This is a genomic window from Pedobacter glucosidilyticus DSM 23534, from assembly GCF_000425145.1.
In the GTDB taxonomy this organism is placed as follows: domain Bacteria; phylum Bacteroidota; class Bacteroidia; order Sphingobacteriales; family Sphingobacteriaceae; genus Pseudopedobacter; species Pseudopedobacter glucosidilyticus.
In genome coordinates, this window is record NZ_KE384311.1 from 75,025 (window position 1) to 101,210 (window position 26,186).

Sequence of the window (26,186 nt, forward strand, 5' to 3'; positions counted from 1 at the left end):
GTGAGAAGCTGTCATGAGAATAAAATTTCACAACACTAAGTTATGGGATTTTTTGATGGATGGGTTGAAACTATCTCGTAAGAATCATGAATTTTAAGCGTTTCAGATACGTATCTTATTCCCCATATCCCACAAACGTTTCATAAGCCTGTTGAATGGCTTAAAACCGGTTTAATTAAGAGAGGCGAACTTCCAAAAGTTCGCCTCTCTTTCAAATATCACCAATTCACAAAGAGCTTAATTCTAAGGGAATGCTATCTTTAGATGTGATATATCTGCTTGGGTTTCTTATTTAATCACCTCTTTTTAAACCAAATTTCTCTATTTTAGAGTAAAGATGACTTCTTTGAATATCAATATCCTCAGCTGTTTTAGAAACGTTCCAATTGTTTTTTTCTAGCTTAAATTTGATATATTCTTTCTCTGCATAATCTTTATAATCCTGAAAGTTTGCAAATTCATCAAAATTTATTCCTGATGATTTATGGGTTGTATCAGGTGCATAAATACTACCACTAGGATTAGAAAAAGCCTTAACATCATCCTCAGTAATGGTTTTATCGCTTAAAATAATTAAGCGTTCTATAACATTTCTAAGTTCGCGTATATTACCTGTCCAAGGTAAATTTTTTAGAGCTTCATAAGCTCCAGCTGATATTTTTTTCACCGGCATCCCATAATCATTGCAAATTTCTTCACAGAAAGTTTCAGATAATAATGGAATATCACTTTTTCTTTCTGCCAAAGGTGGTACATGGATATGTATAACATTTAATCGATGGTAAAGGTCCATCCTAAAATTACCGGCTTCAATTTCTTTAAGTAAATCTTTATTGGTAGCTGCAACAACTCTTACATTAACATCTATTTCTTTTTCACCGCCTACTCTGGTAATTTTGCTTTCTTGTAAAGCTCTTAAAACTTTTGCTTGCGCAGATGCACTCATGTCGCCAATTTCATCTAAAAATAGCGTACCCCCATTAGCTTGTTCAAACTTTCCGATACGTTGTTTTACAGCCGATGTAAATGAACCCTTTTCGTGTCCAAACAATTCGGATTCTATTAATTCTGATGGGATAGCAGCACAGTTAACCTCTACCATAGGACCTTGAGCCCGGTTAGATTTCTCGTGTAACCATCTTGCTACTAGTTCTTTACCGCTTCCATTGGCACCGGTTACCAAAACACGAGCTTCTGTAGGAGCAACTCTTTCTATCGTTTCTTTAATTTTACTAATACTTGGAGATTCGCCTAAAATTTCTCTCGTTTTGGTTTTACTTACTTTTTGCTTTAATACTTTGGTTTCTGTAACCAAAGAACCTCTATCTAAAGCATTTCTTACGGTAATTAATAAACGATTTAAATCTGGTGGTTTGGAGATAAAATCAAAGGCACCTTTTTTAGAAGCTTCAACAGCAGTTTCTACCGTTCCATGTCCTGATATCATGATGAAAGGTAAATCAGGTCTTATTTCTAAACCTGCAGACAGTACTTCCATTCCGTCCATTCTATTCATCTTAATATCACAAAGAACTAAATCATAATTCTTTCTTTTGATAAGGTCTAAACCGTCAACGCCATTGTCTACATCTTCAATTTCAAAATCTTCATACTCTAAAATTTCTCTTAGTGTATTTCTGATAGCTCTTTCATCATCAATAATTAAAATTTTTGCCATACAAGTATTTAACGTTTGGGTTTAAAATGTATACTAATCTATACAATTGTGCATAAAAAAAGTCCTGCGTTGGAAGCAGGACTATCAGAAATTAGTTATAAAAGCAAATCTATAAGCCGGGTTCTGTCATCCTGATCCAAATTGCTTCGGATTTCAGGATTCTCTATCATTTATCTTGCCATAATATTGCTATTATGATCTAACGACCTACCCTCCTTAATAGCGACAAGCGCAGCGGAACGAGCAGCCCCGACGGTTAAGGTTTATTTGGTCTTTCAACTCCTGAGGTTTACCACGATGTATGTCGCCATACAAAGTCGTGAGCTCTTACCTCACGTTTTCACCTTTTCTCCCGTTAAACGGAAGTAGTTTATTTTCTGTAGCACTTTCTGTCACCTTTATGGGGCGCCTTCCCGTTAAGAAGCAGGATGCTCTGTGTTGCCCGGACTTTCCTCCATCCCGATATTAATCGGAACAGCGATAGAGCGATTTGCCCTGTAAAGATAACCTTTTACTTGCAGTTATTGATGTTTTTTTCTACTTCCTTAACATCATAAATACCTTGTTTATTACCAAACGAGTTGGTGATGTAAGTTAAAACCTTAGCAATATCAATAGCTGCTAAATGCTTTTCTGCTGGCATTGGCGTTTGGTAAGTTACACCGTTTACCACAATAGTATCTGCTAAACCATAAACAATGTAGCAAGCCAAATCTTTTCGGTTTTCTTTTAAAAAAGTACTATCTGTTAATGGAGGGATAACATTTACTAAACCGCTACCGTCTTTCATGTGGCAGTTTTGACAATGTACCTGATAAATTTGAGAACCATCTGCATAATAGCGTTGATATTTCACTTCCTCCTCGCTACAAGCACTTAAAAAAATGCAGATAATCAGTAAACTAAATATCAAGCTTATAATTTTTGCTCTCATTTATACTCGGCTAATAAAACATCCATATCATCCATCAATTGACTTACTTGCTTTTCATCTGTACCATCATAAGCACCTCTAATATGCTTGTTTTTATCAACCAAAATAAAGTAGCCAGAGTGGCTGATGCCTCCTGGTGCTAAAGAATCTCTATCTGCATAATTCATATAACCATTACGAGCCATATTGTAAATAACATCTCTAGCTCCATATAAAAAGTGCCATTTGTTGCTGCCTACGCCGAGTTTATCTGCATATTTTTTTAAAACAGGTACACTATCATGTTTTGGGTCTATGGTATGAGAAACTATAGCTACTTGGTGATTATCTTTATACTTATCATGAATACGCAATAATTGTTTTTTCATGATTGGGCATATCGAAGGGCATGAGGTAAAGAAAAAATCAGCTACGTAAATTTTATCCTTTAAAGAATCATTGTTAATGTAAACACTGTCTTGATTCAATAAATTAAAATCCGGTATGGTTTGGTAAATCGTGTCTTTTCCGTTTGCAGCCAACTCGCGATGACCTAAAATGGGCAGTTTAGCAGTATTTTGCTTGCAAGAACTTATCGCTAAGAATAAAAAGGAAATAACTAATAAAATATTGGTTTTCATGTTATTTATATTGTTGAATAAGGGCGTTGCTATGTGCTAATGATTTATCAAATAGCGTTTTTACAGAATCTATTTTTTGTTCCTGTTTTCTTAGATAATCAAAAATTTCTGTACTTGATTTTCCTGTATAATCTGGATTAAACTGTTGCATCCAGTTCATCATAGCTTCATCGGCATTGCTTAATAAGTTTTTAGCACTATCAATTTGAGCTATAAGTGTATTGCTATCAAGATTTGGATTTTCTACTTTAATTTTTTTGTATTTCAGCGTAATACTATCTAATCTTAGTTGGTTTTCTGTTAAAGAATCCATCTTGGCCATTAGAACATCATGTTTATCTATCACTACTTTTTGAAGCTTTTGTTGCTCTTCTTTATCATTATTACAAGCAAAAATACTTAACAAAGCTACTAGAGTTAAAAATTTTAAACTGTTTATCATCTTAAAAGGGGTTATTTTTTAATAAATATAGCTAGGCCAAACAAACTTACGATTAATACGCCTAGTGCTGAAATTAACATAGTTAAATCTCTAATGTTTTTGCCAGCCCAGTCCATAAATAAGAATTTATGAAATATGGCAAAACTATAACCTTCGGTTCTATCATCATTAGTTACATGTGAAGCTAAAGTTGAAAATTGGGTATCAATAAAATAGGTGTCTTGGTCTGGAGTATCATAATCTAATTGCACAACAGGCAGTCTTTTAAATACAAAACCGTAATCTCTTGAAAAAGAATGCAGTGTTTTAGTATTTAATAGTTTTGCTTCAAATAAACTATTGTCTTCATCAGTTTTTAAACAGCAATCTGGTAAAATAATATCCTCTTGTTGTAGACTTGTAGTAAACTTTTTAACTAAATATTTAGCATATTCAACATCAGCATTTACAATTTCTTTACCGGCTTTTGCATTAAAATATAAAATTTCTTGAGGCTCGTCTTCTGTTTTATTGTATACAACTTGATATAAAGTATCTTTTCTTAAAACAACAATCGCGATATTGGAAAGTCTTTCCCCACGTAAATTAAGCTTTAAAAAGTCTTTTTTAAGGTGTTCTGCTTTAATAATGGGTTCATGTTTTAATCCTGTTTCTCTATCTGGATTCCATTTTTTGCTGGCATGATAAGCACCACTAGCAGCAAAAGTTAAGGTTACAAAGGCAGTTGCTATACCAATTTGCCTATGGTATTTTTTTAAAATACTTTTACTATTTGTAGGTTTTGTTTTAAATTTTCCCCATATAAATCCGTAAATCAAAATACCGCTTAGCGCTGATAATATGATGATGCTTAAGCAAATCATCATTACTGTAATGCGTATTTGGTTATTGCTTATAGCATCTAAAAAAGACCAGTTATGAAATAAATCAAAAATTGAGAGGAAATTTTTACGGTTTTGATTATTAAAAGTAGCTAAACGACCACTGGTGGTTTCAATAAATAAATCTGTACCACCATTTTTATCAAAAGATAATTTCCAAACTGGTAAAAGCCGGTTGATGTATTTATAGTCTTGGCTAAAAGCAGTTTGTAGGCTGATATTTGAAGGCTTAATAGCTGTATCTGCTAAATAATATTGGGCTAAATGTGTAGCGTAACGCTTATCACCCTGTAAGAGTTCTTTACTAGTTGCCGTATCAAAATATCTTATTTTTTTATCGATGCTTTTAACTTGATAATAGGAACTACCCTTGAAAGAAACTATGCGAAAGTTTAAAAATCGGTGTATTTGATGTGCTTTTAAAACTTCTTGAAAACTGTATTTTATCTTTGTAGTATCTATTACGCTAATCTCTAGTTTTTCTTTTGGCAAAGTGGGTTTAAACCAATGTGCCATAAATGGATGCATAAGACCAGATAATGTCCAAAAAATTACAGGTATAATGGTTGTTAAACCTATAATCTTGTGCCATTTATAGATGTTTTGTTTGATGTATTTTTTCATTTTTATGATGCTAAAAAAGAGCTAACTTTAAATTCAAAGCAAGCTCTTTTAGTTAATTAATTTTATTCTTACCCGTAAAATTGTATTGAATTCCCATTACATAACTTCTTGGAGCGCCAGGATTAAAGGTGCTTCTATCAGTAAGGTTATTACCTCTAGTTACCGAGTTGGCAAATAACTCATCAGTAATATTCATGATATTAGCATAAAGCTCAATAGCTTTCCATTTATAGCCAACTCTATAATTTAATAAATGATAACCTTCATACTTTACCGTATTAATTTGGTTTTGATACCACGATGATAAGTATTGCCATTCTACAGATGTTCTGAAATTTTTAAACCATTTAGGATAATAAGAAAATTCGCTATTCCATGTCCAACGTGGCGAGCTTGGCATGTCAAATCCAGCCAGATTTTGAAGTGGGTCATTTGGTCTATCACTAATTTTAAAATCTTCAAAACGATGGATGGCGCTTGTACCTCCAAATCTAAACCAGTATTCTTCGCTTGGTTTAGCATTAAATCCAAATTCTAAACCACGGTGTAAGGTTTTTCCTGCCGATTGAAAATCAAAAGAATTATCTGCTTGTCGGATACTTAACAACTCATTTCTACCATCCATTTGGTAAGCCGTAACATCCAAATAAATTTTATGATTAAGGAAAGAGATCCATCCTCCCAATTCATAATTATTAAAGTAAGCAGGGCTTAAATTGGTATAAAACTCAACTGGATTACTATTTGGTCTTGGCCTGAAAATAGAAGTTAGAGATGGCGGCGAAAAGCCTTGAGAAAAATTAGCATAAACGCCCTTGTTTTTATCAATCTCATAAGTTAAACCAATTTTAGGCGTAAACCGTTGGTAAGTGATGTTCCCTGAAGTAATATTTACGTTGTTGATATAATCTAAATCCATCACATCATATCTGCCACCAACAGAAAAGCGTAGTTTATTGACAGGCTCAAAATCATATTGTAAGTAAGCAGCATAATTTTTAATGTCTCCATTGTAATTAGCTATAGGAATATCAGGTCTTTCTCTGGCTATACTATACTTTTCTACAAACCTATTACTTGGGTCTAGTTGCGCATTTAAATCAATTAAATAAGACCAATACGTGTTATCTGTTAAGTCTAAAACCGCACCAGTAAGAAGTTGCGAGTTTAAAAAATCAAACTTTTGGCTATGTTGGGCTATAAAACCATAACTCTCAAAATCATTAGAATTAATTTCTCCTCTGGCTTTTGTTGGGTCGTTTGTTGCACTTGATACAGGGTTCCACCTAATGGCATAACTTGGATTTTGCCCATGCTTATTATTTCTTTGAAATAACGTAATGAAAGATTTAGAATGGCTATTCCAATCATGTTCTAGGGTTAAGCGAGAACGGTAAGCATCAGATTTTCTATAAGTAAAATCTGATGTACTTACATAATTTCTACTGTAAAACATGGCGCTATCCACACTTCCGGCCATTTGCGAATAATAAGTGCCGTAGATAAAGTTTCCTATGAGGCGGGTTTTGCTATTGAAATTGTACTCTAATCTTGCATTTACTGATGTTTTATCATAATCAGAGCTAGCCATCCAAGAATTGGTTTGTTTACTGCTTAAGCCTCCAATATAAAAGCCAAACTTTTTTAGTTGAGCTCCGGCTCCAAATTGTATCCGCCTAAATCCCCAATTATCAAACTGAACGCCCACTTTTGCAGTAGGTACGGGGGTAGGCCTTTGCATAATAAAATTAATAGCCCCACCCACAGCTTCGGGTCCGTAAATAGAGGAAACAGGTCCTTTTACAACTTCAATACTATTGATAGCAAATTGGTTAACTTCCAATAAAGCATTATGGTTAAAAACACCTAAAGGTCTTATAGGTACACCATCTTCCAGATATAAATAATAAGCACTTGTGCCCATAGGCTGTCTAATAGACATGCCATGTTGCTCGTTATTATAACTCGGCATAATAACTCCTGATGTTTTATTAATGATTTCAAAAACCTGACTAGCCTTTGTTTCATCAATAAGCTTTGCCGATAATTTACTAATAGCCATTGGAGTTTGGCTTCTTAAGCTTGCTTCTCTATTTGCTGTAACTACAACTTCATTTAAATTACTAGAGCTTTGCTTTAAAGCGATATAAATAGCTTGATTTGTTTTTACAATAAATTCTTGGTTTTCATAACCTAAAGCTGTTATAAATAAGTTTGTACTGTCTTTTGAGCTTTTAATAAGAAAAGCTCCGGAAGCATCGGTTAAACTTACCAAATTCTGGTTTTCAACTTTAATGATAGCTCCGCTGATGGGAGTTTTTGTAAACTCCTCATATACAATTCCACTTATATCTTGTGCATAAGTGTTTACAATGGCGAGGATGTACCAAACCATTATCAAATAAAATTTCATGTGATTTTATTTAAGTCTGCAATAAAAAAATATCATCCAAACGCTTGGGATGATGTTAAATAAAATTATTACAGGCTTAAGCCGGAGGGTGAAAAATAGGAAATGCTCTTACTAAATTGTAGTGGAGTTGAACTGGGGTGTTAATTTCTGAAAGTAGGCTAGTTTTAAAGCAAAAATCATGATTGTTAACGGTAGCAATTTCTTGAAAGAGGTTTTTCTGATTTTGCCTTTCCTGTTGTGCTTGCTTTTTTTCTGCTTGTTCTAGTTTCTTCTTCAAAAAACATTTCCCAAAACATTGTAATTGCGGCTTATTTTTGTTTTCACAAAGTTGTGCAGCAATATAATTTTTGTTCAACTCAAAACCTGCAAACACATATATCTTACTAAAATGAGTAGAAATAATAGTACAGATTAATAGATATGCTATAATGCGTTGAAACATGCTGCAAATATAAATTTAGTATCATCAAACCAAAGAAAATACACTATATAATTCTTAGATTTAAGGAAAAATAATACGCATATGAAAAAGCCTCTTCGTATTTTTAAAATCTTTTTACTTTTATTGATGATGATGACTACACAAGATTTACTAGCCCAATTAAAAGGTGCTTGGCACTTAAAAGATGGTGATACCAACCATTTATTATTGATAGAGCATGACTTTATTTTCCATACCATTTATAAGGATAACGAGTTTATAAATTTACATGGAGGTACTTTTGAGCGTACAGAAAAAGAATTGGTAATTAATATGCTTGTTCATAATCTTAATGCCGATGCTGTGGGCAAAAAAACACATTTGCCTTATACTTTCTTAAATGATGAACTTACTTTAATGCCTGGCAGTAAGATTCTAAAATTTAAAAGAGTTGATGATGGTAAGGCGCCTTTAGCTGGCGTTTGGCGCATAACGTCCAGAATGCAGCCCGATGGTAAAGTTGTACCTATACACCAAACAGGTACCAGAGTTACCTATAAAATATTAACAGGAAGTAAGTTCCAATGGTTAGCTATAGACCCTGCTGTTAAGTTGTTTAATGGTACTGGTGGAGGTTCTTATACTTTTAAAGATGGTAAATATGTAGAAACAATTAAGTTTTTCTCTAGAGATAATAATAGGGTAGGTGCATCATTAAGTTTTGATGGCAAACTAGAAAATGGCGACTGGCACCACAGTGGTTTAAGCTCTAAAGGAGAAAAAATTTACGAAATCTGGTCGCAGGTTAAATAATATGAACTGGAAAGAAGAAAATAATACCCTTTACAAAAGCTTCAGCTTTAAAGATTTTGCTGAAGCTTTTGCTTTTATGAAAAAAGTTGCTGTTTTAGCAGAAGAAGCCCAGCATCATCCCACATGGAAAAACACCTATAATAAGGTTGAAATTTGGCTTCAAACCCATGATGAAGGAAATATCGTTACAGAAAAAGATAAAGCTTTAGCCCAAGCTATTGATGCGCTTTTATAAGATTTTTAAAACAGCTAAATAAAGTTCGGCACATAAAATACCCATTCCAAAGCTTAGTAAAGTTCCTATCAAGATATATTCTGTAAGCTTAATGTCCTTAGCATCTTTTAAATCGCCAAACCTAAAAATAGATTTAGCTGCAAGCAGAAAACCAATACCTTCCCAAAAGTTTATCACTACAAAAAAGAAGATAAATAAGCGCTCTAAAATACCTATATACTTACCTGCATGGTTACTATTGTGTTGAATAAGTTCTGATGTTTCTTGCTTAATTTGAACACTCCATTGTGTTAATAAAACCCTTAAAACAATGGCACTTACATAACTCACGCTTAGTAAAGCTGTAACCATTAATAAAAATTGGGGTGTTTGTAGATATTGGAGATTTACCTCGTAAGGATAATAAGCATAAACAACCACTGCTATAACAAGGAAGTGTAAAAACTGGTCTGTAAAAAAGTATGCTTTGCTGTATTTGGGTTTCTCTACGTAAATTTTAAGTATATCAATAACTAAATGACTGATTACAATTGCCATAACACCCAATAGATATTGCGTTTTAAATGCTGTTATCAATAACAAAAGCATTAAATGGATGGCTGCGTGGGAATAAAGATATTTTGATTTTATTTTGAACGACTTTTTATGTTCAACCCATTTGTTGGGTTGCAGAACAAAATCGCCAATAAGATGAGCTAATAGCAGTTGCAATAATAATGTTAACATAGGTTTTTTAGCTGTTGCTGATAATAATTCAGCAGTTTTAGCAATTCATCATAACCACCTCTTTTTAAGCCCGCACTTATAGCACTTTGGCTTTTTTTATTTAACGCAGCAGCAAGCTGTTGCTGATTAAGCTCCGGATGTTGTAAAGCCTTCAATATCATTTCTGCCGATGTTGATGTCCAACCATCAGCGGTAAGCGCAAAAATTTCTAACATGGTGTTTATGGTTAAATCAAACTGTGGCCATGTAGTTTTTATTGCTAAAGTATTTGTTTTTAAGCTATCAAAACATTCGCCAGCAAAAATAAAAGCGTCACCATTAGATTCTGATAGCTTATCGCTTTGATAATTTATGTCTCCAATACCAATACCAATTCTTGCATCTAATTGGCTTAACTTTTTAACATTAGCTTTGATAATATAAGCCAATTTAAGTGCAAATACAGGTTCTGTTTTAATTTGGAAACTATCTCCACGGTAAATTTCCCAGTCTTTAGGCTGTACTCCATATTGCCCAAACAGCGCTTTTAAACTATTGAGCCATATTTCAGAATCAACTTTTCTCGAGCTGATGATATCTCCGGTTAAAATTGCTTGCATCATAGTATGCAATATAGTAATTATCGCTTAATTATGCGATATTTTTAATTATCGTGTATTTGTGCGATATTTTTAATTATCGCTGATTCACACGATAATTTGTATTTCAAAAATAGTATATAAAAAAAGCCCGCTTTAAACGGGCTTTATGATTTTAAACTCCTAAATCAGCCATAATCTGATTGATTTTTTCATCTAACAAAGCATCAGTTTCTTTAAATGCTTCCTTATTTGCTAAAGGTGTGTTTACACTGCAATAGAATTTAATTTTTGGTTCTGTACCAGATGGGCGAGCAGAAATGATACAGCCATCCTCGGTAACAAACTGTAAAACATCAGATTTTGGTAAATCTATTTGTTTAATGATACCCGAATTTAAATCAGTTTCTTTTCTTAAAGTATAATCCTTTAAAGTAACCACTTTAGAGCCACCTAAACTTTGTGGCGGATTATTTCTAAAACGCTCCATCATAGCTACAATTTCTTCGGCACCGGTTTTACCTTTCTTCGTGATAGATACTAACTTCTCTTTATAGAAACCGTATTTCACATACATATCTATCAAAGCATCGTACAAGCTGCTTCCTTTATCTTTGTAAAAAGCAGTCATTTCTGCAATAAATGCACAAGAAATTACTGCATCTTTATCTCTAACAAATTCTCCAACTAGATAGCCGTAACTTTCCTCGCCACCTACAATAAAAGTTTCTTTACCTTGTAATTGTGTCATAATCTGACCAATAAATTTAAAACCAGTTAAGGTATTGTAGCAGGTTACATTTTTAGAAGCAGCAATTTTATCTATTAGGTAAGAAGTAACAATGGTTTTAATTACGTATTCTTTACCGGTAAATTTTCCTTCTTTTTCCCATGCCTCAAGCATATAATTAACCAGTAAACAGCCGGTTTGGTTACCATTTAAAAGTTCAAACTCACCATCGTGGTTTTTAACAGCAATACCTACACGGTCTGCATCAGGGTCTGTTGCTAAAACCAAATCAGCATCAACTTCTTTGGCTTTTTGTAATGCTAAAGTTAAGGCTTCTTTTTCCTCAGGGTTTGGATAAATAACGGTAGGGAAATTTCCATCGGGTTTAACCTGTTGCTCAACCAAAGTAATATTGGTAAAGCCAAATCTCTCTAAAGCAGGAGGTACTAAGGTGATACCCGTACCATGAATAGGAGAGAAAACGATTTTTAAATCATGCTGACGTTTAATAGCATCAGGCGAAACCGATAAGGAAACTATTTTGCTTAAGTAGCTCTCATCAATTTCTTCGCCTATGTAGGAAATATTATCAGGCTTGACCGTAAATTTAACATCGTCTATATTGGTAATTTTTGCTACTTCATCCATCACCATTTTATCATCAGGAGCTACAAACTGCCCACCATCTGCACCATAAGCTTTATAACCGTTATATTCTTTAGGGTTATGAGATGCAGTTAACATCACACCACTTTTGCAACCCAATTCTCTTACAGCAAAAGAAAGTTCAGGTGTTGGTCTTAAAGCTTTAAAGAAATAAACATGAATATCATTAGCAGATAAAACCTCGGCAGTAATTTTGGCGAAGTAATCAGAATTGTTACGACTATCATGAGCAATAGCAACTTTTATAGTTTCGCCTGGATATTTTTTGATTAAATAGTTGGCTAAACCTTGCGTTGCTGCTCCAATGGTATATTTATTTATACGATTAGAACCTGGCCCCATAATACCACGTAAGCCTCCGGTACCAAATTCAAGATCTTTATAAAAGGAATCGGTTAATTCTGTAAAAGATTTTTCATCTAATAAACTTTGGATTTTTTGCTTGGTTTCGGCATCGTAACTTCCTTGTAACCAAGTGTTAATTTTAGATTGGACAGATTGTTCTAATTGCTGCATGTTTGAAAACTTTTTGTAAAGAAAAAATAGGATGGATAAAATTATAATTATTAATGTAAATTCTTACAATTAATCAAAAATCGTACAATTTTATTTTATTCGTTCCTGATAATACCAAGCTTTTATCTATTTTTAGCTCCTGAATTAAAAATCATATAAATAGTATAAAAATGAAAGTTCTAAAGTTCGGAGGTACATCTGTAGGAAGCCCTGAAAGAATGAAAAAACTTTTAGACATCATCAATCCGTCTGAAAGACAGATAGTCGTACTATCTGCAGTTTCTGGTACAACTAATAGCTTGGTAGAAATATCTCAAGCTTATCTTGCGTCTGATAAGGCCAAGGCTAAGGAACTTGTAAAGGCTTTAAAGGATAAGTATGAGGTTTTCATTAAAGAACTATTTCAAAAAGACGAATTTTTAGGTAAAGGTAAAGAAGTAATTGATTCTCATTTTGATTTATTAGATGCTTTTTCGCATGATTTATTTACAGCTATTGAAGAAAAAGTTGTTTTAGCACAAGGCGAGCTTTTATCAACAACCTTATACCATATTTACTTAGAGGAAATTGGTGTTCCATCTGTGTTGTTACCAGCTTTAGAATTCATGAAGATTGATGAAGACAATGAGCCTATTGTTGATTTTATCACAGAAAAACTTACACCACTTTTAGATGAAAATCCTTCTATCAACCTGTTTATTACACAAGGTTACATCTGTAGAAATTCTTTTGGTGAGATCGATAATTTAAGAAGAGGAGGAAGTGATTATACAGCTTCTTTAATTGGTGCCGGTATACGTTCAGAAGAAGTTCAAATTTGGACAGATATTGACGGAATGCACAACAACGACCCTCGTATTGTAAAAGGTACTAAGCCTATTGCTCGTTTATCTTTTGATGAGGCTGCTGAGCTAGCTTATTTTGGTGCTAAAATTTTACACCCACAATCGGTTTTCCCTGCGCAACGCTACAAAATACCAGTTAGGTTGTTAAATACAATGGAACCTAAAGCTTTTGGTACATTAATAAGTTCTGAAAGTGAAAAAGGTAAAATCAAATCTATTGCAGCAAAAGATGGTATTACAGCTATTAAAATACAATCTAGCAGAATGCTATTAGCTTATGGTTTTTTGAGGAGAGTTTTTGAAGTTTTTGAGCGTTATAAAACGCCAATTGATATGATTACAACATCAGAAGTGGCAGTTTCTGTTACTATTGATGAAACTAAATATTTAGGAGAAATCACCAAAGAATTAAGTGATTTTGGAACTGTTGAAGTTGATGTAAACCAATCTATCATTTGTATAGTAGGGGATATGGGAGCTGATACCCATGGTTTTGCTTCAAGAGTTTTTGAATCTTTAAAACACATCCCATTAAGGATGATTTCTTACGGTGGAAGTAACTACAATATCTCTTTATTGGTTAAAACCGAAGATAAGGTAGAAGCTTTAAGAAGTTTACACAATCGTTTATTTGAATAATATAGTGCAGATGGTAAGGCAAATGTTTAATGCCCAATTAGTAGATTCATTTAAAGATAAAGAGACACCTTTTTACTATTACGATTTAAAGTTGTTGAAAGACACTTTAACAGCATGTAAAGAGGCTTCTGCATCGCACCATTTTCATATACATTTTGCATTAAAAGCTAATTTTAATAACCGTGTTTTACAGCTTATTAAAGATGCTGGTTTAGGTGCAGATTGTGTTTCTGGTGGCGAGGTTAAAAAAGCAATTGAAACAGGTTTTAATGCTGAAAAAGTTGTTTTTGCAGGTGTAGGAAAATCAGATAGAGAGATAAACTATGCATTAGATAATGATATTTTTTGTTTCAATGTAGAATCTATTCAAGAGTTAGAGGTTATAAATGAATTAGCTGCTAAGAAAGGTAAAAAAGCCTCGGTTGCTATTCGTGTAAACCCTAATGTAGATGCGCATACCCACCATTACATTACCACAGGTTTAGATGAAAATAAATTTGGTATTAATGCTTGGGAGCTTGCTGATGTTTCCGAAACATTAAAAAAATGTAGCCATTTAGAATTTTTAGGTATACATTTTCATGTGGGTTCTCAAATTACAGATATGAACGTTTTCAAAAGCCTTTGTGTAAAGGTTAATGAAGTTCAGTCTTGGTTTGAAGAGCGTGGTATGCCTGTAAAAGTTTTAAATGTTGGCGGTGGTTTAGGTGTAGATTATCATCAACCAGATGAAAACTCTATCGCAGATTTTAATAGCTATTTTCAAATTTTTAAAGATTTCTTGGAGATAAAACCTTATCAAGAAGTTCATTTTGAATTAGGTAGAGCTTTAGTTGCGCAATGTAGTAGCTTAATTACTAGTGTTTTATATGTAAAACATGGTATTAAAAAGAACTTTGCTATTGTAGATGCAGGTATGACAGAATTAATGCGCCCGGCTTTGTATCAGGCATATCATAAAATAGAAAACATTTCACAACAATTAGATAATTCTGAAATCAAAAATCAAGAATCAAAATTTATTAATTACGATGTTGTTGGGCCAATTTGCGAATCGTCTGACTGTTTTGGAAAAGAAGTTGTTTTACCTGAAACTAAAAGAAGAGATTTAATTGCATTAAGAACAGCTGGCGCTTATGGCGAGGTTATGGCTTCTGCTTATAATTTGAGGCCTGATATCAGACATGTTTACACTGAAGCATAAAAAGTTACACATTCTTATTTATTGCCCCGTAAAAATTCCTGCTATACAATATGGTGGAATCGAAAGGGTAATTTGGGATCTAGGAAAAGCTCTTCATCAACAAGGTTATCAAATTACCTACTTGGTGAAGAGCGGTTCTTATTGCGATTTTGCTAAAGTTATTCATTACAATCCTTCGGTTGATATAAACCAGCAAATTCCTGATGATGTAGACTTAGTACATTGCCATGATATTGTACATCCAAAGCCACAAAAACCTTATTTAATTACCATTCATGTAAACCCTGGCTATGGACATACCTTAGATAAACAATGTGTTTTTATCAGTAAAAACCATGGAGAAAGGCATCAATCTAATGCTTTTGTCTATAATGGTTTAGATTGGGATAATTATCCAAAACCTAATTTTAATATTAAGCGAACATATTTTCATTTCTTAGCTAACGCAGCATGGAAGGTTAAAAATATAAAAGGAGCTATTGAGATTACTAAAAAAGCAAATGAAAAATTAGAAGTTTTAGGTGGATACAGATTTAACTTTAAAATGGGTTGGCGTTTTACCTTTGATACCCATGTAAGGTTTAGAGGTATGGTTGATAATTTAGTGAAATCAAATTATTTACAGAAATCTAAAGGGCTTATTTTCCCTGTTTTATGGGATGAGCCTTTTGGCTTAGCCATTATAGAAAGTATGTATTTTGGATGCCCAGTTTTTGCGACTCCTTATGGTGCCATTCCAGAACTAGTGAGCAAAGAAACAGGGGTTTTAAATACATCAGCAGAAGATTTAGCTTATGCACTGAAAAAGGCAGATGATTTTGATAGTTTCAAATGCCACGAAAGAGCTAAAGATTTATTTTCAGCAACTTTTATGGCTAATCAATATCTTAAATACTATGAAAGAGTTTTAAACGGAGAGGCTCTAAATGAAAATATTCCGACTTTAAAAGAGGAAGTTAAATCAAAGTATTTACCTTTTGATTATTCTTCAAAAAACTCTAATAACTCTCCAAAATAAGAGCTATCCCAGCCATCAACAAATTCTTCGTAGCTTTCTGTCGGGATATTGGTGTGTAATAATTCTACAGAGGTGCCTTTTTTATGCTCGTGTAGTTTAATGGTTACGATTGATTTTTCTTCTTGTCCATCAAAATACCATTCTTGTACAATTTTTTGATTTTCAACGAACTCTAGATTTTTTCCTACGATATCACCATCAAATAAAGAAAATTCTGTACCCGGACTAGTACTCATTTCTGCTTCAGCACCTGTCCAAAGTTTAATGCTTAAAGGGTTGGTAAGGGCCAAATAAACTTCTTCTGGCGTTGCAGGAATAAGGTAATATTTTTTATAATCTTTCATTTTATAAATAAAAAAAGCAGAAATATTTAAATCTCTGCTCAAAATTAGAATAAAATTCGGTTATGTAAACCTTTATCATCTTGTTAAGATTAGGTTTTCTTAGCTGTAACTAATAAAACAATACCGGCAATTAAAACTACTCCGCCCACATAAGGAGGCCAATTAACAGTCTCTTTTTTATCTGCTGAAACCTGTATAGGTCCTGCATCTATGACTTTTTCTTGTTTAGTATAAGAAAAGCCACCCCAAACCAGCATCACAATGCCAATGATGGTTAAAATAATTCCTAATGATTTGTTCATAGTATTGGTGTTTTAAAAAGAATAACCCAAAGCAATTTTGGCTCCAAGATTATGTTCTGCTCCTATTTGTAAAGTGCTAAAAATTTTTTTGTACTTGATAAAGGAGTTAAAACTTACAGCTCTATAATCCATATCAGGATCAGTTTGATTTGTGTCTTTGTTGATAAAGCTCTTATTTAGGCCTGATGTTATTCCAACAAAAAGGCGTAAACCTATTTGTAAGTTTTTGTTTAAAAAATTTGGATTCCATAAAATCTCTGATGATAAACCCGTAGTAAAGAATTTATCAAAATTTGAAACATAAACTGGATAACTTAATGTGGATCGGTAAATTTCTTTTCTGTAATTTGTGTAATCGCCTTTTTCAATGGAAAATGCGTTCTCCCAATTTAATATCCTAAAATCTAAATTCTTTATTTCTGTAACATGAAAACCTATAGTTGTTCTTAATCCGCCACCGTATAAAAACTTGTTAAAATTATTTATAGGATTATCAGAATCTGATTTTGATATGGTAGAGTCATTCTCATAATTGGCGTTACCTAAGAAAACAAATGCGCCATAACCAAAGTTAATATGTTTTAGAGTATGACCTTTGCTAATATTTAGCATTCCTAGATTGAAATTTAAATCTCCACTTGGTGCACTACTTGAACTGTATTCTGCAGAAATAAAATTCTGATGCTTAATAGCATCTTTAGAGAACGGACGTGGTAAATATCCTATATTGTTATCTCCAGTCATTGAGGGAGTTAAATACGTAACACATGATGGTAAACTTATAGCGAGAACAATAAGTGAAATCAGTAATTTAAATGTTTTCATAGTTTAGTTTAAGGTATTACGTAAAAGCATTCTCACCTGTTACATCTAAACCTGTTATTAATAGATGTATGTCATGAGTACCTTCATAAGTAATAACACTTTCTAAATTCATCATGTGGCGCATGATAGAGAAATCTCCGGTTATGCCCATACCGCCTAGCATTTGCCTAGCTTCTCTGGCAATATTTAAAGCTGTTTCTACCGAATTTCTTTTAGCCATAGAAATTTGAGCAGGAGTGGCTCTGTTCTCATTTTTTAGAACTCCTAAACGCCACACTAAAAGTTGGGCTTTGGTTATTTCAGTAATCATTTCCGCTAATTTTTTTTGTTGCAACTGAAAGCCAGCCAAAGGTTTACCAAACTGTTTTCTTTCTTTAGCATACTTAAGAGCAGTGTCATAACAATCCATAGCTGCACCTAAAGCACCCCAGGCAATACCAAATCTAGCTTGATTTAAACAACTTAAAGGCCCTTTTAAGCCTTGTATATGAGGTAAAATATTTTCTTTTGGGATTTTAACATCCTGAAAAATAAGTTCTCCAGTAGCAGATGCTCTTAAAGACCATTTTCTGTGTGTTTCTGGTGTGCTAAATCCTTCCATGCCACGTTCTACAATTACTCCTCTTATAGTTTGTGTGTCGTCTTTAGCCCAAACAACAGCTACATCGGCGAAAGGAGCATTAGAAATCCACATTTTAGCACCATTAAGTAAATAATGGTCTCCTTGATCTTGAATATGAGTTTCCATTCCGCCAGGGTCAGAACCATGATTAGGTTCGGTTAAACCAAAACATCCCATAAGCTCACCAGTAGCTAATTTGGGTAGGTATTTTAATTTTTGTTCTTCCGAGCCAAAAGCATAAATAGGATACATGACCAAAGAACCTTGAACAGAAGCTGTAGAGCGTAAGCCAGAATCTCCACGTTCTATTTCTTGCATCATAATACCATAGGCAATATAATCTAAACCAGCACCGCCATAATCTTGAGGAATAGTTGGCCCAAATACACCTAAATCTGCCATTCCGCCAATTAAGTGTTTAGGAAATTGTGCTTTTTGGGCATAGTCTTCAATAATTGGGCTAACTTCTTTTTTTACCCAATCTCTAACAGTATTTCTAATTAATTTATGCTCATCACTAAGCAATTCATCCATTAAGTAATAATCTGGATGTTGGTATAAATCGGTTTTTGAAGATTTTTGGTTCATGGTATTGGCTTTTGTTAAATTTAACAAAACAATATTTTATTTGTTCCCTTTGATATCATTAGTTTTTCATCCATATTTATAACATGTCTGTGATCAAAAGAAAAATTGCATTAGAAGAAGTGAAATTTAATGCTCCGATAGGTTTTTTTGAGGAAGAAAGAATCTTAAAGAATAACTTTTTATTTTCTGCTTATGTAAGCTATACCGTTCAGCATCAACAGGATACAGATAATTTAGAACATACGGTTGATTATAGTAAACTTTATGATATTGCTAAACATCATTTTTCTAAAGAGGCTAAATTATTAGAACATGTTGCCCATGGTATTTTAAATGATATTGTAGCAACCTATCCGTTTTTAGAGCATATCAACATTCAAATAAAGAAGCTAAATCCACCTATAAAAGCTGAGATTAAAAATTCGTTAGTTGAATTAATTTATCAGGCAGATGCTATTTAAAATAAATAAACATTCGATTTTGTAGTAGTTTTAAATTTATAAAAAAACTTAAAAGAAAAAAGGTAAGTCTTTAAAAAGAGAAACTTTTTGTTTAAGAATAAATTTCCTATACATAAAAGTACTAAATACAGTAATATTGTAAAATATAAATATCGAAAGTAGAATAAGGGTAGCTGTGTCTGTCATACTTTAAATATAATTTAATAAATTTAAAAGACAAAAAACTAGGAGGAATTTCTTAAACTTAATTACAAGTAATTCTATCTTAAGTTTTGATAACGAGGAATTCCACTATAATTGTAAGAAAATGGGGGAATTTTTAAAATTCCCCCATTTATGGTATAGTTTTGATAAATGGTAACCTTAGTGTTACTATTAGTTTGCTCTTTTATGAGAACTGTAGTTTTTGTACTCTGCCCCTTTTAGTTTTTGTTGCTCGCTACCGATAGTGGCTACAGTTGCCATTTCAGTTTTCTGAGTATTTCTGTTAAAACGTTGATTTTTATACGCCGGTCCTTGAAGTTCTGTTGCAGTAGAAGCTGACTGTACATTTGTTGGCACAGCTTTATGCATCCAAGATTTAAAATTTTTATATTCTGGACCTTTTAAATCGCTTTGTTTTACTTCACTTTTATCTTGCGCCAATGCCCCAAATGAGAAGGCAAATAGACCTAAAATTAAAACTGTCTTTTTCATAACCTTAATTTTTATGTTCTATATAAAGATATAGGCAGCAGTATAATTTTAGTATTATAAGAATTTACGCTATTTTTATCCGTATTTATACGGATAAATTTGATGAAGTAAATTAAATCAAATTTATTTCTGTAGCTTTTTTAATAAGCTCGGCAGTGTTTTTTACCTCAAATTTTTTCAGAATACTAGTGCGATGGGTTTCTATTGTACGTGTGCTAACAAATAATTTAGCAGCAATTTCTTTTGTGGTTAAACCTTTAGAAATTAATCCTAAAATTTCGTTTTCTTTATTTGATAATACATTTTCACTAATGCTTTGAGTAGACATAAAGTTTATCATTTTTTCAGAAATTTCTGAGCTAAAATGTTTCTTTCCTTTGTAAACATTTCTAATGGCAAACACCAATTCAGACTCGTCAGTATTTTTTAATAAGTAACCGTATGCACCCATTTTGGCACATTTTGCAATGTAGTTACCAACACTGTGCATAGAAATTACTATAGGTTTTATATTAGAGTTTAAGTTTTTTATTTCTCTTAAAACCTGAAAACCATCCATATTCGGCATAGTAAGATCTAACAGAACTATATCCACTTGAATTTGGCTATTGAGTATTTCCATTAATTCAACACCATCGGCAACACTTTTAATAATTTTAATATCGTCATGCTTTTTAAGTAACTCTGCAAGCCCAATCCTAAAAAGCTCATGATCATCAGCTATTATTAATTTAATTTCATTCATCATTCAATTGGTAATTCAATTTCAAAAGTTGTATTTCCAGGTAAAGCATTGATTAAAATATTGCCGTTGCAAATTTCTACACGCTCTTTGATGTTAATAATTCCAGAGCCTAGTTTAACGGTATTCATATCAAAACCAATTCCATCATCAAAATAAAAAAGCGAAATAAATTCATCAAATTCTGAAAGTGTAATTCGGATGTTTTTCGCTTTAGCATGTTTTAAAGAGTTATTGATGAGCTCTTGGCTTATTCTAAAGAGATTAATACCTTGATGACTAGAAATGTTTGAATTTTCTTGTTTGGTTAAATCTTCATACTCAATGTTTATACTGGTTGATTTATTCAGGTTTTCTATATAGTTAGTAAGTGTTACTCCAATTCCAAAATCATCAATTGAAGCAGGCATTAATGCGTTAGACATCAATCTGATTTCAGAAATGGCATCATCTACTATTTTTTTCATTTCAGTCTTCTTCAATTCATTTTTAACATTATTTTCTATGTAATGCTTTAACGAAGTCAAATAAGGTCCTAAGCCATCATGTAGTTCTCTTGAAAGTCTGCGTCTTTCGTTCTCCAATCCGTTTACCAATAATCGTTTTGCCATGATCCTGCTATCATCTTCTTTATTTTTATAGTCAATGAGCTTATTTCTCATGGTTACAAGGCTTTTTCCGAGAACATCGTTGGCGCTACTAGGTTGATATTTGGTTTCTAAATTCATGTTGCCAATTTCATAAGAAAACTTTACGGCGCCTTGTAAAGAAGCTTTTAGGTTAGATAGCGCATCAAACATTTCTTTTATTTCATTGCTACTTTTTTTATATGCAATAGTTTGATCATAGTTGCCTTTAGCCATAACTTTTAGGCTGTTTTGCATGTTTTTTATTGGGTCAACAATAATTTTTGTTAGAAAAAGAGATAGGGTAACAGCTACTAAAAAAATAACGAGAGTTAAGGTCATAAGTCTCAACTTTAATTTTTCTAAAGGCTTAGCAACCTCACTTACGTCAATTTCTGAGAGGATAACCATTTTTAAATTAGAAATTTTAATAAGACTATATACACTGTAAACTGGTATACCTCTATAATCATTAAAAATTCCTCTTCCATTAATACCTTTTAATGCACTCATTACCCCTTGTGTTTTTACTGAAATATCGCTAGTTTTTTTATTAGGAAAAAACCGAGATTCAGAGCGCATCCGAAAATCTTCGCCAACAAGATAGGTCTCTCCACTCTCACCCATACCTGTTCGTTCTAGAAGAATATTTTGTATATTTCTAAAATCTAGTATTTTGATTTTTCTACCCTTATTAGAATTTAACACAAAACCTATTGTTGTTTTTTTATGTTTATGATAAGGTGTAAAGTCATGTATACCATCAATTTTTTTGATACTGTCTGAAAGCATCAAATTAGCACTATCAATATCTTCGTTATAATTTTCAGACAATTCAAAACTTTTCCATTCAGACTTTATATAATTTTCTATTTGGACACTTTCTAAGGTTTCAATTGAATTTAATTGCATTAAAATACGATCATTTAAAACACTTGAAAACTGTTCGTAAAACGAAAAAGATAACAAACCTATCACCAATACAATCAAACTATTAATTATAATAAGTACTAGTGTTTTGATATTCATTTAAATCTGCTTAAATATATTGTTATCCAATTTAATTATTGCTGTTTGAAACATGCTGATAAGCATTTCTAATATAGCTTATTAAAGGTAATAATTACACAAGTGCTAAACCATTATTTTAAAAAAAAAGCCTCGAGAAAACTCCCGAGGCTAAAAAATAATATATGATTGAATTAGAATTTCACTCCTAAAGAAAGATAGGCAATACGGCCATCAGCAGGCATAATACCAGGACCTGGATAACCACCAGCTCTACGCGTAAAATAACGTTCATCTGTTAAATTATTAACACCTGCTTTAATGTTATAATGTTTTAAAAATTTATAGCTTGCAGATAAATCTTGTACGCTGTAAGCAGGAATTAAACCCGTTGTAGCAGCAGCGTTTGGTGCTTCAGTATTAGAAGCATCGGCGTAAGCCTTACCAATTTGACTTAATTGCCAAGTCATAGAGAAACCTTTTAAGCTGTAAGTAGCACCAAAGCGATTGATACTTCTTGGAGCATTTTCTACTCTTTTTCCTGCTAAATTACTTTCTATAATTTGACCGTTGTTTACCGAGGTAGTTTTGAAATCTTGATAAGTAGCATCAATATAGGCTAATGAGGCAAATAAGCTTACATAACCTATTTTAGAGCTTTTAAAAATAGCAGTAACAGGGTCTACTTCTATATAAGCTTCGAAGCCTTTACTTACTGATTTACCTAAATTTGTACGGAATTGGAAGTTTTGCAAGCTGGCATTTGATTGTGTAATTGTTCCAATACGATCATCATAGCTTAAATAGAAATAGTCAATATCAAAATTTAAGAAATTACTTACTTGACCACGGTAACCAAAATCAAAATTGTAACCTCTGGCATCTTGCAAATTAGGATCTATTACATCTGTAGTAGCTGGTGGTGTTAAATCAGAAATTAATACAGGACGATAGGCTTGCGAAATGTTTGAGTAAAATTTAGTTGTTGGTGTAATTTTATACTCAGCACCTGCACCAAAAAGTAAGAAATTACGCTTACGAGTGCTAGGGGATAAGTTAGTTGTTGCATTAAACTGCCCCTCTATAGTAGAGCTAATATTTTCTAAGCGTACACCACCTGTAACTAGGAATTTATCAGTAATATGAAAAATATTTTCTACAAAAGCTGCTGAGTTCACGTTAGCAAAATCAAGGTCGCGAGGGTAAACGCCGCTCGATAAGTTAAAATCCATATCTGTACCAGCTGTACCAACCCCTTGTTGCTTACGGTCTATATGTCCATTAAAATATCTTACACCTGCCGCTAAAGTGTTATTTAAGCCTAATGCTTTATAGGCTGTTAATAAACGTAACTCGGAACCGTAAGTGGTGTAATAATCACGGTCTACTTGTCTGGTGCCTAAATTATCTGGCGTAGTGATGGCACTTACAATACCAACACTATTACGCTCTGCAATAGTTCCAAAAGCTTTCCAGCTGAGTTTAGTTTTTTCGTTAAATACATATTCTGCATGAAGCGATGGAACCAACCAAGGCGTACTAAACCAGTTTCTACTTCTATTACTCTGACGAGCATCTTGATTAAACTGTACATCAGTTAAACCACCAGGTTGCTGACTTTTAGTAGTCATATAAGTAATCTCTGTGCCTATTTTAAACTTTTTAGAAACTGCGTAGCTTAATTCAAAATGTGCGTGGTCTGTATCAAAAAAGCCATTGTCTCTCCATCCATCACCTCTACGTTTTTGGTAGTATGCGGTGTAGCTTAAACGACCAACAGTACCACCGATATAGTTAAAGGTACTGAGTAAACCATTACTGCCCACTGTATTTTGAGATTCAAATGTTAAGCGAGTAGAAATATCTGGTTTACGTAATACAAAATTCATTAAGCCACCAAACTGAGGTCCATATTGTAATGATGATGCACCACGAATAATTTCGATACGGTCTACAACTTCCATTGGAGGAGTATAGTAAGCTTCAGGATAACCCATTGGGTCTGGTGTAATATCATATCCGTCCATTCTTACGTTAAATTCCCAAGACCTATTAGGGCTTAAACCACGTGAAGCAACACCTAATTGTATACCAGAACCATCATTTTCCCAAACAGAAATACCGGGTGTACGACCAAAAATTTGGCGACTGTTATTCATCGCTAAATTAGCATTGATATTATCTAACTTAATCAATTCGCTTTTCTTTGCTGCATTGATTCTGAAATCTGTAACATCCGGAAGAGTTTCATTGCCTTTTATTCCTTTTCTAGTAGATACCTCAACTTCGTTTAAAGAGATCCCATCATCATCAAGTTTGAAATTAACAGTACTGTTTTGGTTATCTGATAAATTAACTTCAAAAGTTTTATTTTGCATACCTATAAAACTTACCATAATCGTGTAAGCTCCTTTTTCAAGTCCTTTAATCACATATTCTCCTTTATTGTTGGTTTGTGCAGCTCTAACCGTTCCTTTTAAAACGATGTTAGCCCCAATAATTGCTTGTTCATTATGGTCAACAACTTTACCACTTAAAGATGCTTTCTGTGCAAATACTATAGTTGTTAACAAAAGTAGGAGGGATAGAAAAGTAAAACGCAATTTCATATACGCCAGATTAAATTAGATTAATTATAAATAATGCGGCAAACGTATATATTATTTAGATTAAATACAAATAAAAATATAAGAAATTTATATCTGAAAAGAGGGTAGACTTTGGTGCTTAAAATAGCTTAATAACCAGTATTTTAAGATATAGTGATGTTTATTATTAATAAACATACTAGAAGAATAAAAACAATGAAATAATATCAAATAAGAAATATAAAGGGTGCTAAAGCAAAAAGCCATCGCAATTATTGCGATGGCTTTGTAATGACTTTAAATGTTTAATTATATAAAAAGCTGCAATTAAGCAAGTCTTACATTAGCAGCATTTAATCCTTTTTTACCATTTTGAAGGTCGAAAGTTACTTCGTCATTTTCTCTGATATCATCTACCAGACCCGAAACGTGTACAAAATACTCATTGTTTGTTCCGTCTTCTTTAATAAAACCAAAACCTTTGGTAGAATTAAAGAACTTTACTGTTCCATTATTCATGTTATAATTTTTAATTGAAGCAAATATAATAAAAATAAAAATGTAAAACTAATTTTTAATAAATTTAATATTTGATTAAATTTTAAAGCTTTATATTATTTAATTAATTTTAATAGATATTTAAGCTTTTTAGTAAACAAAAAAGCCCTCGTTTCTAAAAAAACGAGGGCTTTGATGACTTTAAATGTGATCTATATTAAGAGACCTGCAATTAAGCAAGTTTAACATTCACTGCATTTAATCCTTTTTTTCCGTCCTGTAGGTCGAAAGTAACTTCGTCATTTTCTCTGATTTCGTCAATCAGACCTGAAACGTGTACAAAATATTCTTTGCTCGTTCCATCTTCTTTAATAAAACCAAATCCTTTGGTTGAGTTAAAGAACTTTACTGTTCCATTGTTCATTGTAATTGTTATTAATTGTATCAAATGTATACATAATAATTTAAAATTACTATTGTTTTAAGTTTTCAAAAAAAATATCATAAAAAAAGCCATGAAGATTATTCATGGCTTTATATCATCTATAAGTAGTTATTAAATTTCAAAAGAGAAATCATCATCTACTTTTTGCGGAGCACCGTCAGGATTGTACTCATATCTTTTTTCTACAACTTCTTGGTGTGCTTTTATATAATCTACAGTTTCAGCAAGACCTTCAGCAAATTTTTCAAAATCTTCTTTATATAAAAAAATCTTATGTTTTACAAATACGCCGTCTTCTAGTCTTTTTTTGCTTTCGGTTACAGTAATGTAATAATCATTTGATCTTGTTGATTTTACATCAAAAAAATAAGTTCTTTTTCCTGCCCTTACTTTTTTAGAAAAAACCTCTTCTCTCTCTTTGTTTTCGTAATCTCCCATTGCTGTTGTCAAGTTTTTAG

General features: G+C 32.7%; 27 protein-coding genes and 1 other RNA gene. 6 read left to right on the forward strand and 22 right to left on the reverse strand.

The genetic code is table 11. From position 1 onward, the window contains the following. Positions 1-292: 292 nt before the first annotated feature. From H510_RS0113275 to H510_RS18940, 8 genes are all read right to left on the reverse strand, one after another. Positions 293-1,678, reverse strand: a complete 1,386-nt coding sequence (locus H510_RS0113275; protein WP_026904761.1) for a sigma-54-dependent transcriptional regulator — start codon at positions 1,676-1,678, stop codon at positions 293-295. 96 nt (positions 1,679-1,774) lie between these two features. Further along, an RNA gene (gene rnpB / locus H510_RS19680) (RNase P RNA component class A) lies at positions 1,775-2,175 on the reverse strand. A 14-nt stretch (positions 2,176-2,189) separates the two neighbouring features. Continuing rightward, positions 2,190-2,612, reverse strand: a complete 423-nt coding sequence (locus H510_RS0113280) for a c-type cytochrome (RefSeq protein WP_026904762.1) — start codon at positions 2,610-2,612, stop codon at positions 2,190-2,192. Then, positions 2,609-3,232, reverse strand: coding sequence for an SCO family protein (locus tag H510_RS0113285; RefSeq protein WP_026904763.1), 624 nt, complete (start codon positions 3,230-3,232; stop codon positions 2,609-2,611). The genes H510_RS0113280 and H510_RS0113285 overlap by 4 nt, the downstream gene beginning before the upstream one ends. A 1-nt stretch (position 3,233) precedes the next feature. Continuing rightward, positions 3,234-3,674, reverse strand: a complete 441-nt coding sequence (locus tag H510_RS0113290; protein ID WP_026904764.1) for a hypothetical protein — start codon at positions 3,672-3,674, stop codon at positions 3,234-3,236. Positions 3,675-3,685: 11 nt separating this feature from the next. After that, complete coding sequence (locus H510_RS0113295) at positions 3,686-5,179, reverse strand: PepSY domain-containing protein (RefSeq protein ID WP_051291223.1); 1,494 nt, start codon at positions 5,177-5,179, stop codon at positions 3,686-3,688. Positions 5,180-5,231: 52 nt separating this feature from the next. After that, entirely contained in the window at positions 5,232-7,592 is a 2,361-nt protein-coding gene (locus H510_RS0113305) for a TonB-dependent receptor (protein ID WP_026904766.1), read from the reverse strand. A 76-nt stretch (positions 7,593-7,668) separates the two neighbouring features. Next, positions 7,669-8,034, reverse strand: coding sequence for a hypothetical protein (locus tag H510_RS18940; protein WP_051291226.1), 366 nt, complete (start codon positions 8,032-8,034; stop codon positions 7,669-7,671). 81 nt (positions 8,035-8,115) lie between these two features. On the opposite strand from H510_RS18940, the gene H510_RS0113315 reads away from it, so the two are divergent. Together H510_RS0113315 and H510_RS0113320 are read left to right on the forward strand one after the other, a co-directional pair. Next, positions 8,116-8,826, forward strand: a complete 711-nt coding sequence (locus H510_RS0113315) for a hypothetical protein (protein WP_026904767.1) — start codon at positions 8,116-8,118, stop codon at positions 8,824-8,826. Position 8,827: 1 nt separating this feature from the next. Further along, entirely contained in the window at positions 8,828-9,061 is a 234-nt protein-coding gene (locus H510_RS0113320; RefSeq protein ID WP_026904768.1) for a 4a-hydroxytetrahydrobiopterin dehydratase, read from the forward strand. Here the strand turns inward: H510_RS0113320 and H510_RS0113325 are convergent. The 3 genes from H510_RS0113325 to H510_RS0113335 all read right to left on the reverse strand — a co-directional run bounded on the left by H510_RS0113325 (position 9,056) and on the right by H510_RS0113335 (position 12,277). Continuing rightward, positions 9,056-9,787 (reverse strand): DUF3307 domain-containing protein, encoded by a 732-nt coding sequence (locus tag H510_RS0113325; protein WP_026904769.1) that lies wholly within the window; start codon positions 9,785-9,787, stop codon positions 9,056-9,058. The genes H510_RS0113320 and H510_RS0113325 overlap by 6 nt on opposite strands. After that, positions 9,781-10,389, reverse strand: coding sequence for a hypothetical protein (locus H510_RS0113330; RefSeq protein ID WP_211226579.1), 609 nt, complete (start codon positions 10,387-10,389; stop codon positions 9,781-9,783). Before H510_RS0113330 ends, H510_RS0113325 begins: the two co-directional genes overlap by 7 nt. A 151-nt stretch (positions 10,390-10,540) precedes the next feature. Beyond that, on the reverse strand, positions 10,541-12,277 hold the full coding sequence (locus H510_RS0113335; protein ID WP_026904771.1) for a phospho-sugar mutase: 1,737 nt from the start codon (positions 12,275-12,277) through the stop codon (positions 10,541-10,543). A 170-nt stretch (positions 12,278-12,447) separates the two neighbouring features. Here H510_RS0113335 and H510_RS0113340 point away from each other — a divergent pair, with 170 nt between their 5' ends. From H510_RS0113340 to H510_RS0113350, 3 genes are read left to right on the forward strand one after another with little or no spacing between them, the layout of a single operon-like run. Continuing rightward, positions 12,448-13,761, forward strand: coding sequence for an aspartate kinase (locus tag H510_RS0113340; RefSeq protein ID WP_026904772.1), 1,314 nt, complete (start codon positions 12,448-12,450; stop codon positions 13,759-13,761). Between the two features lie 22 nt (positions 13,762-13,783). After that, a complete protein-coding gene (gene lysA / locus H510_RS0113345; RefSeq protein WP_026904773.1) occupies positions 13,784-14,965 on the forward strand; it encodes a diaminopimelate decarboxylase in 1,182 nt (393 codons plus the stop codon). Beyond that, entirely contained in the window at positions 14,946-15,983 is a 1,038-nt protein-coding gene (locus H510_RS0113350) for a glycosyltransferase (RefSeq protein WP_036692924.1), read from the forward strand. Before lysA ends, H510_RS0113350 begins: the two co-directional genes overlap by 20 nt. On the opposite strand, the gene H510_RS0113355 is transcribed toward H510_RS0113350, so the two are convergent. The 4 genes from H510_RS0113355 to H510_RS0113370 all read right to left on the reverse strand — a co-directional run bounded on the left by H510_RS0113355 (position 15,947) and on the right by H510_RS0113370 (position 18,664). Then, the gene (locus tag H510_RS0113355) at positions 15,947-16,327 is read right to left on the reverse strand and encodes an SRPBCC domain-containing protein (RefSeq protein WP_026904775.1); all 381 of its coding nucleotides are present in this window, start codon (positions 16,325-16,327) and stop codon (positions 15,947-15,949) included. The two genes, H510_RS0113350 and H510_RS0113355, sit on opposite strands and share 37 nt — an antisense overlap. 89 nt (positions 16,328-16,416) lie before the next feature. Next, complete coding sequence (locus H510_RS0113360) at positions 16,417-16,629, reverse strand: hypothetical protein (RefSeq protein ID WP_026904776.1); 213 nt, start codon at positions 16,627-16,629, stop codon at positions 16,417-16,419. 12 nt (positions 16,630-16,641) lie between these two features. After that, entirely contained in the window at positions 16,642-17,454 is an 813-nt protein-coding gene (locus H510_RS0113365; protein WP_162143081.1) for a hypothetical protein, read from the reverse strand. A gap of 16 nt (positions 17,455-17,470) precedes the next feature. Further along, positions 17,471-18,664, reverse strand: coding sequence for an acyl-CoA dehydrogenase family protein (locus tag H510_RS0113370; RefSeq protein WP_026904778.1), 1,194 nt, complete (start codon positions 18,662-18,664; stop codon positions 17,471-17,473). Between the two features lie 83 nt (positions 18,665-18,747). Here H510_RS0113370 and folB point away from each other — a divergent pair, with 83 nt between their 5' ends. Beyond that, a complete protein-coding gene (gene folB / locus H510_RS0113375; protein WP_036692927.1) occupies positions 18,748-19,125 on the forward strand; it encodes a dihydroneopterin aldolase in 378 nt (125 codons plus the stop codon). A 375-nt stretch (positions 19,126-19,500) separates the two neighbouring features. On the opposite strand, the gene H510_RS0113380 is transcribed toward folB, so the two are convergent. The 7 genes from H510_RS0113380 to H510_RS0113410 all read right to left on the reverse strand — a co-directional run bounded on the left by H510_RS0113380 (position 19,501) and on the right by H510_RS0113410 (position 26,166). Further along, complete coding sequence (locus tag H510_RS0113380; RefSeq protein WP_026904780.1) at positions 19,501-19,821, reverse strand: hypothetical protein; 321 nt, start codon at positions 19,819-19,821, stop codon at positions 19,501-19,503. A 112-nt stretch (positions 19,822-19,933) separates the two neighbouring features. Beyond that, the gene (locus H510_RS0113385) at positions 19,934-20,569 is read right to left on the reverse strand and encodes a response regulator (RefSeq protein WP_211226580.1); all 636 of its coding nucleotides are present in this window, start codon (positions 20,567-20,569) and stop codon (positions 19,934-19,936) included. Further along, entirely contained in the window at positions 20,566-22,218 is a 1,653-nt protein-coding gene (locus H510_RS0113390; protein WP_026904782.1) for a sensor histidine kinase, read from the reverse strand. The genes H510_RS0113385 and H510_RS0113390 overlap by 4 nt, the downstream gene beginning before the upstream one ends. Positions 22,219-22,391: 173 nt before the next feature. Next, entirely contained in the window at positions 22,392-24,806 is a 2,415-nt protein-coding gene (locus H510_RS0113395) for a TonB-dependent receptor (RefSeq protein WP_026904783.1), read from the reverse strand. 306 nt (positions 24,807-25,112) lie between these two features. Further along, positions 25,113-25,304, reverse strand: coding sequence for a cold-shock protein (locus H510_RS0113400; RefSeq protein WP_026904784.1), 192 nt, complete (start codon positions 25,302-25,304; stop codon positions 25,113-25,115). 211 nt (positions 25,305-25,515) lie between these two features. Continuing rightward, complete coding sequence (locus H510_RS0113405) at positions 25,516-25,707, reverse strand: cold-shock protein (RefSeq protein WP_026904785.1); 192 nt, start codon at positions 25,705-25,707, stop codon at positions 25,516-25,518. Positions 25,708-25,839: 132 nt separating this feature from the next. Next, positions 25,840-26,166, reverse strand: coding sequence for a DUF3276 family protein (locus tag H510_RS0113410; RefSeq protein WP_026904786.1), 327 nt, complete (start codon positions 26,164-26,166; stop codon positions 25,840-25,842). Positions 26,167-26,186: the final 20 nt, after the last annotated feature.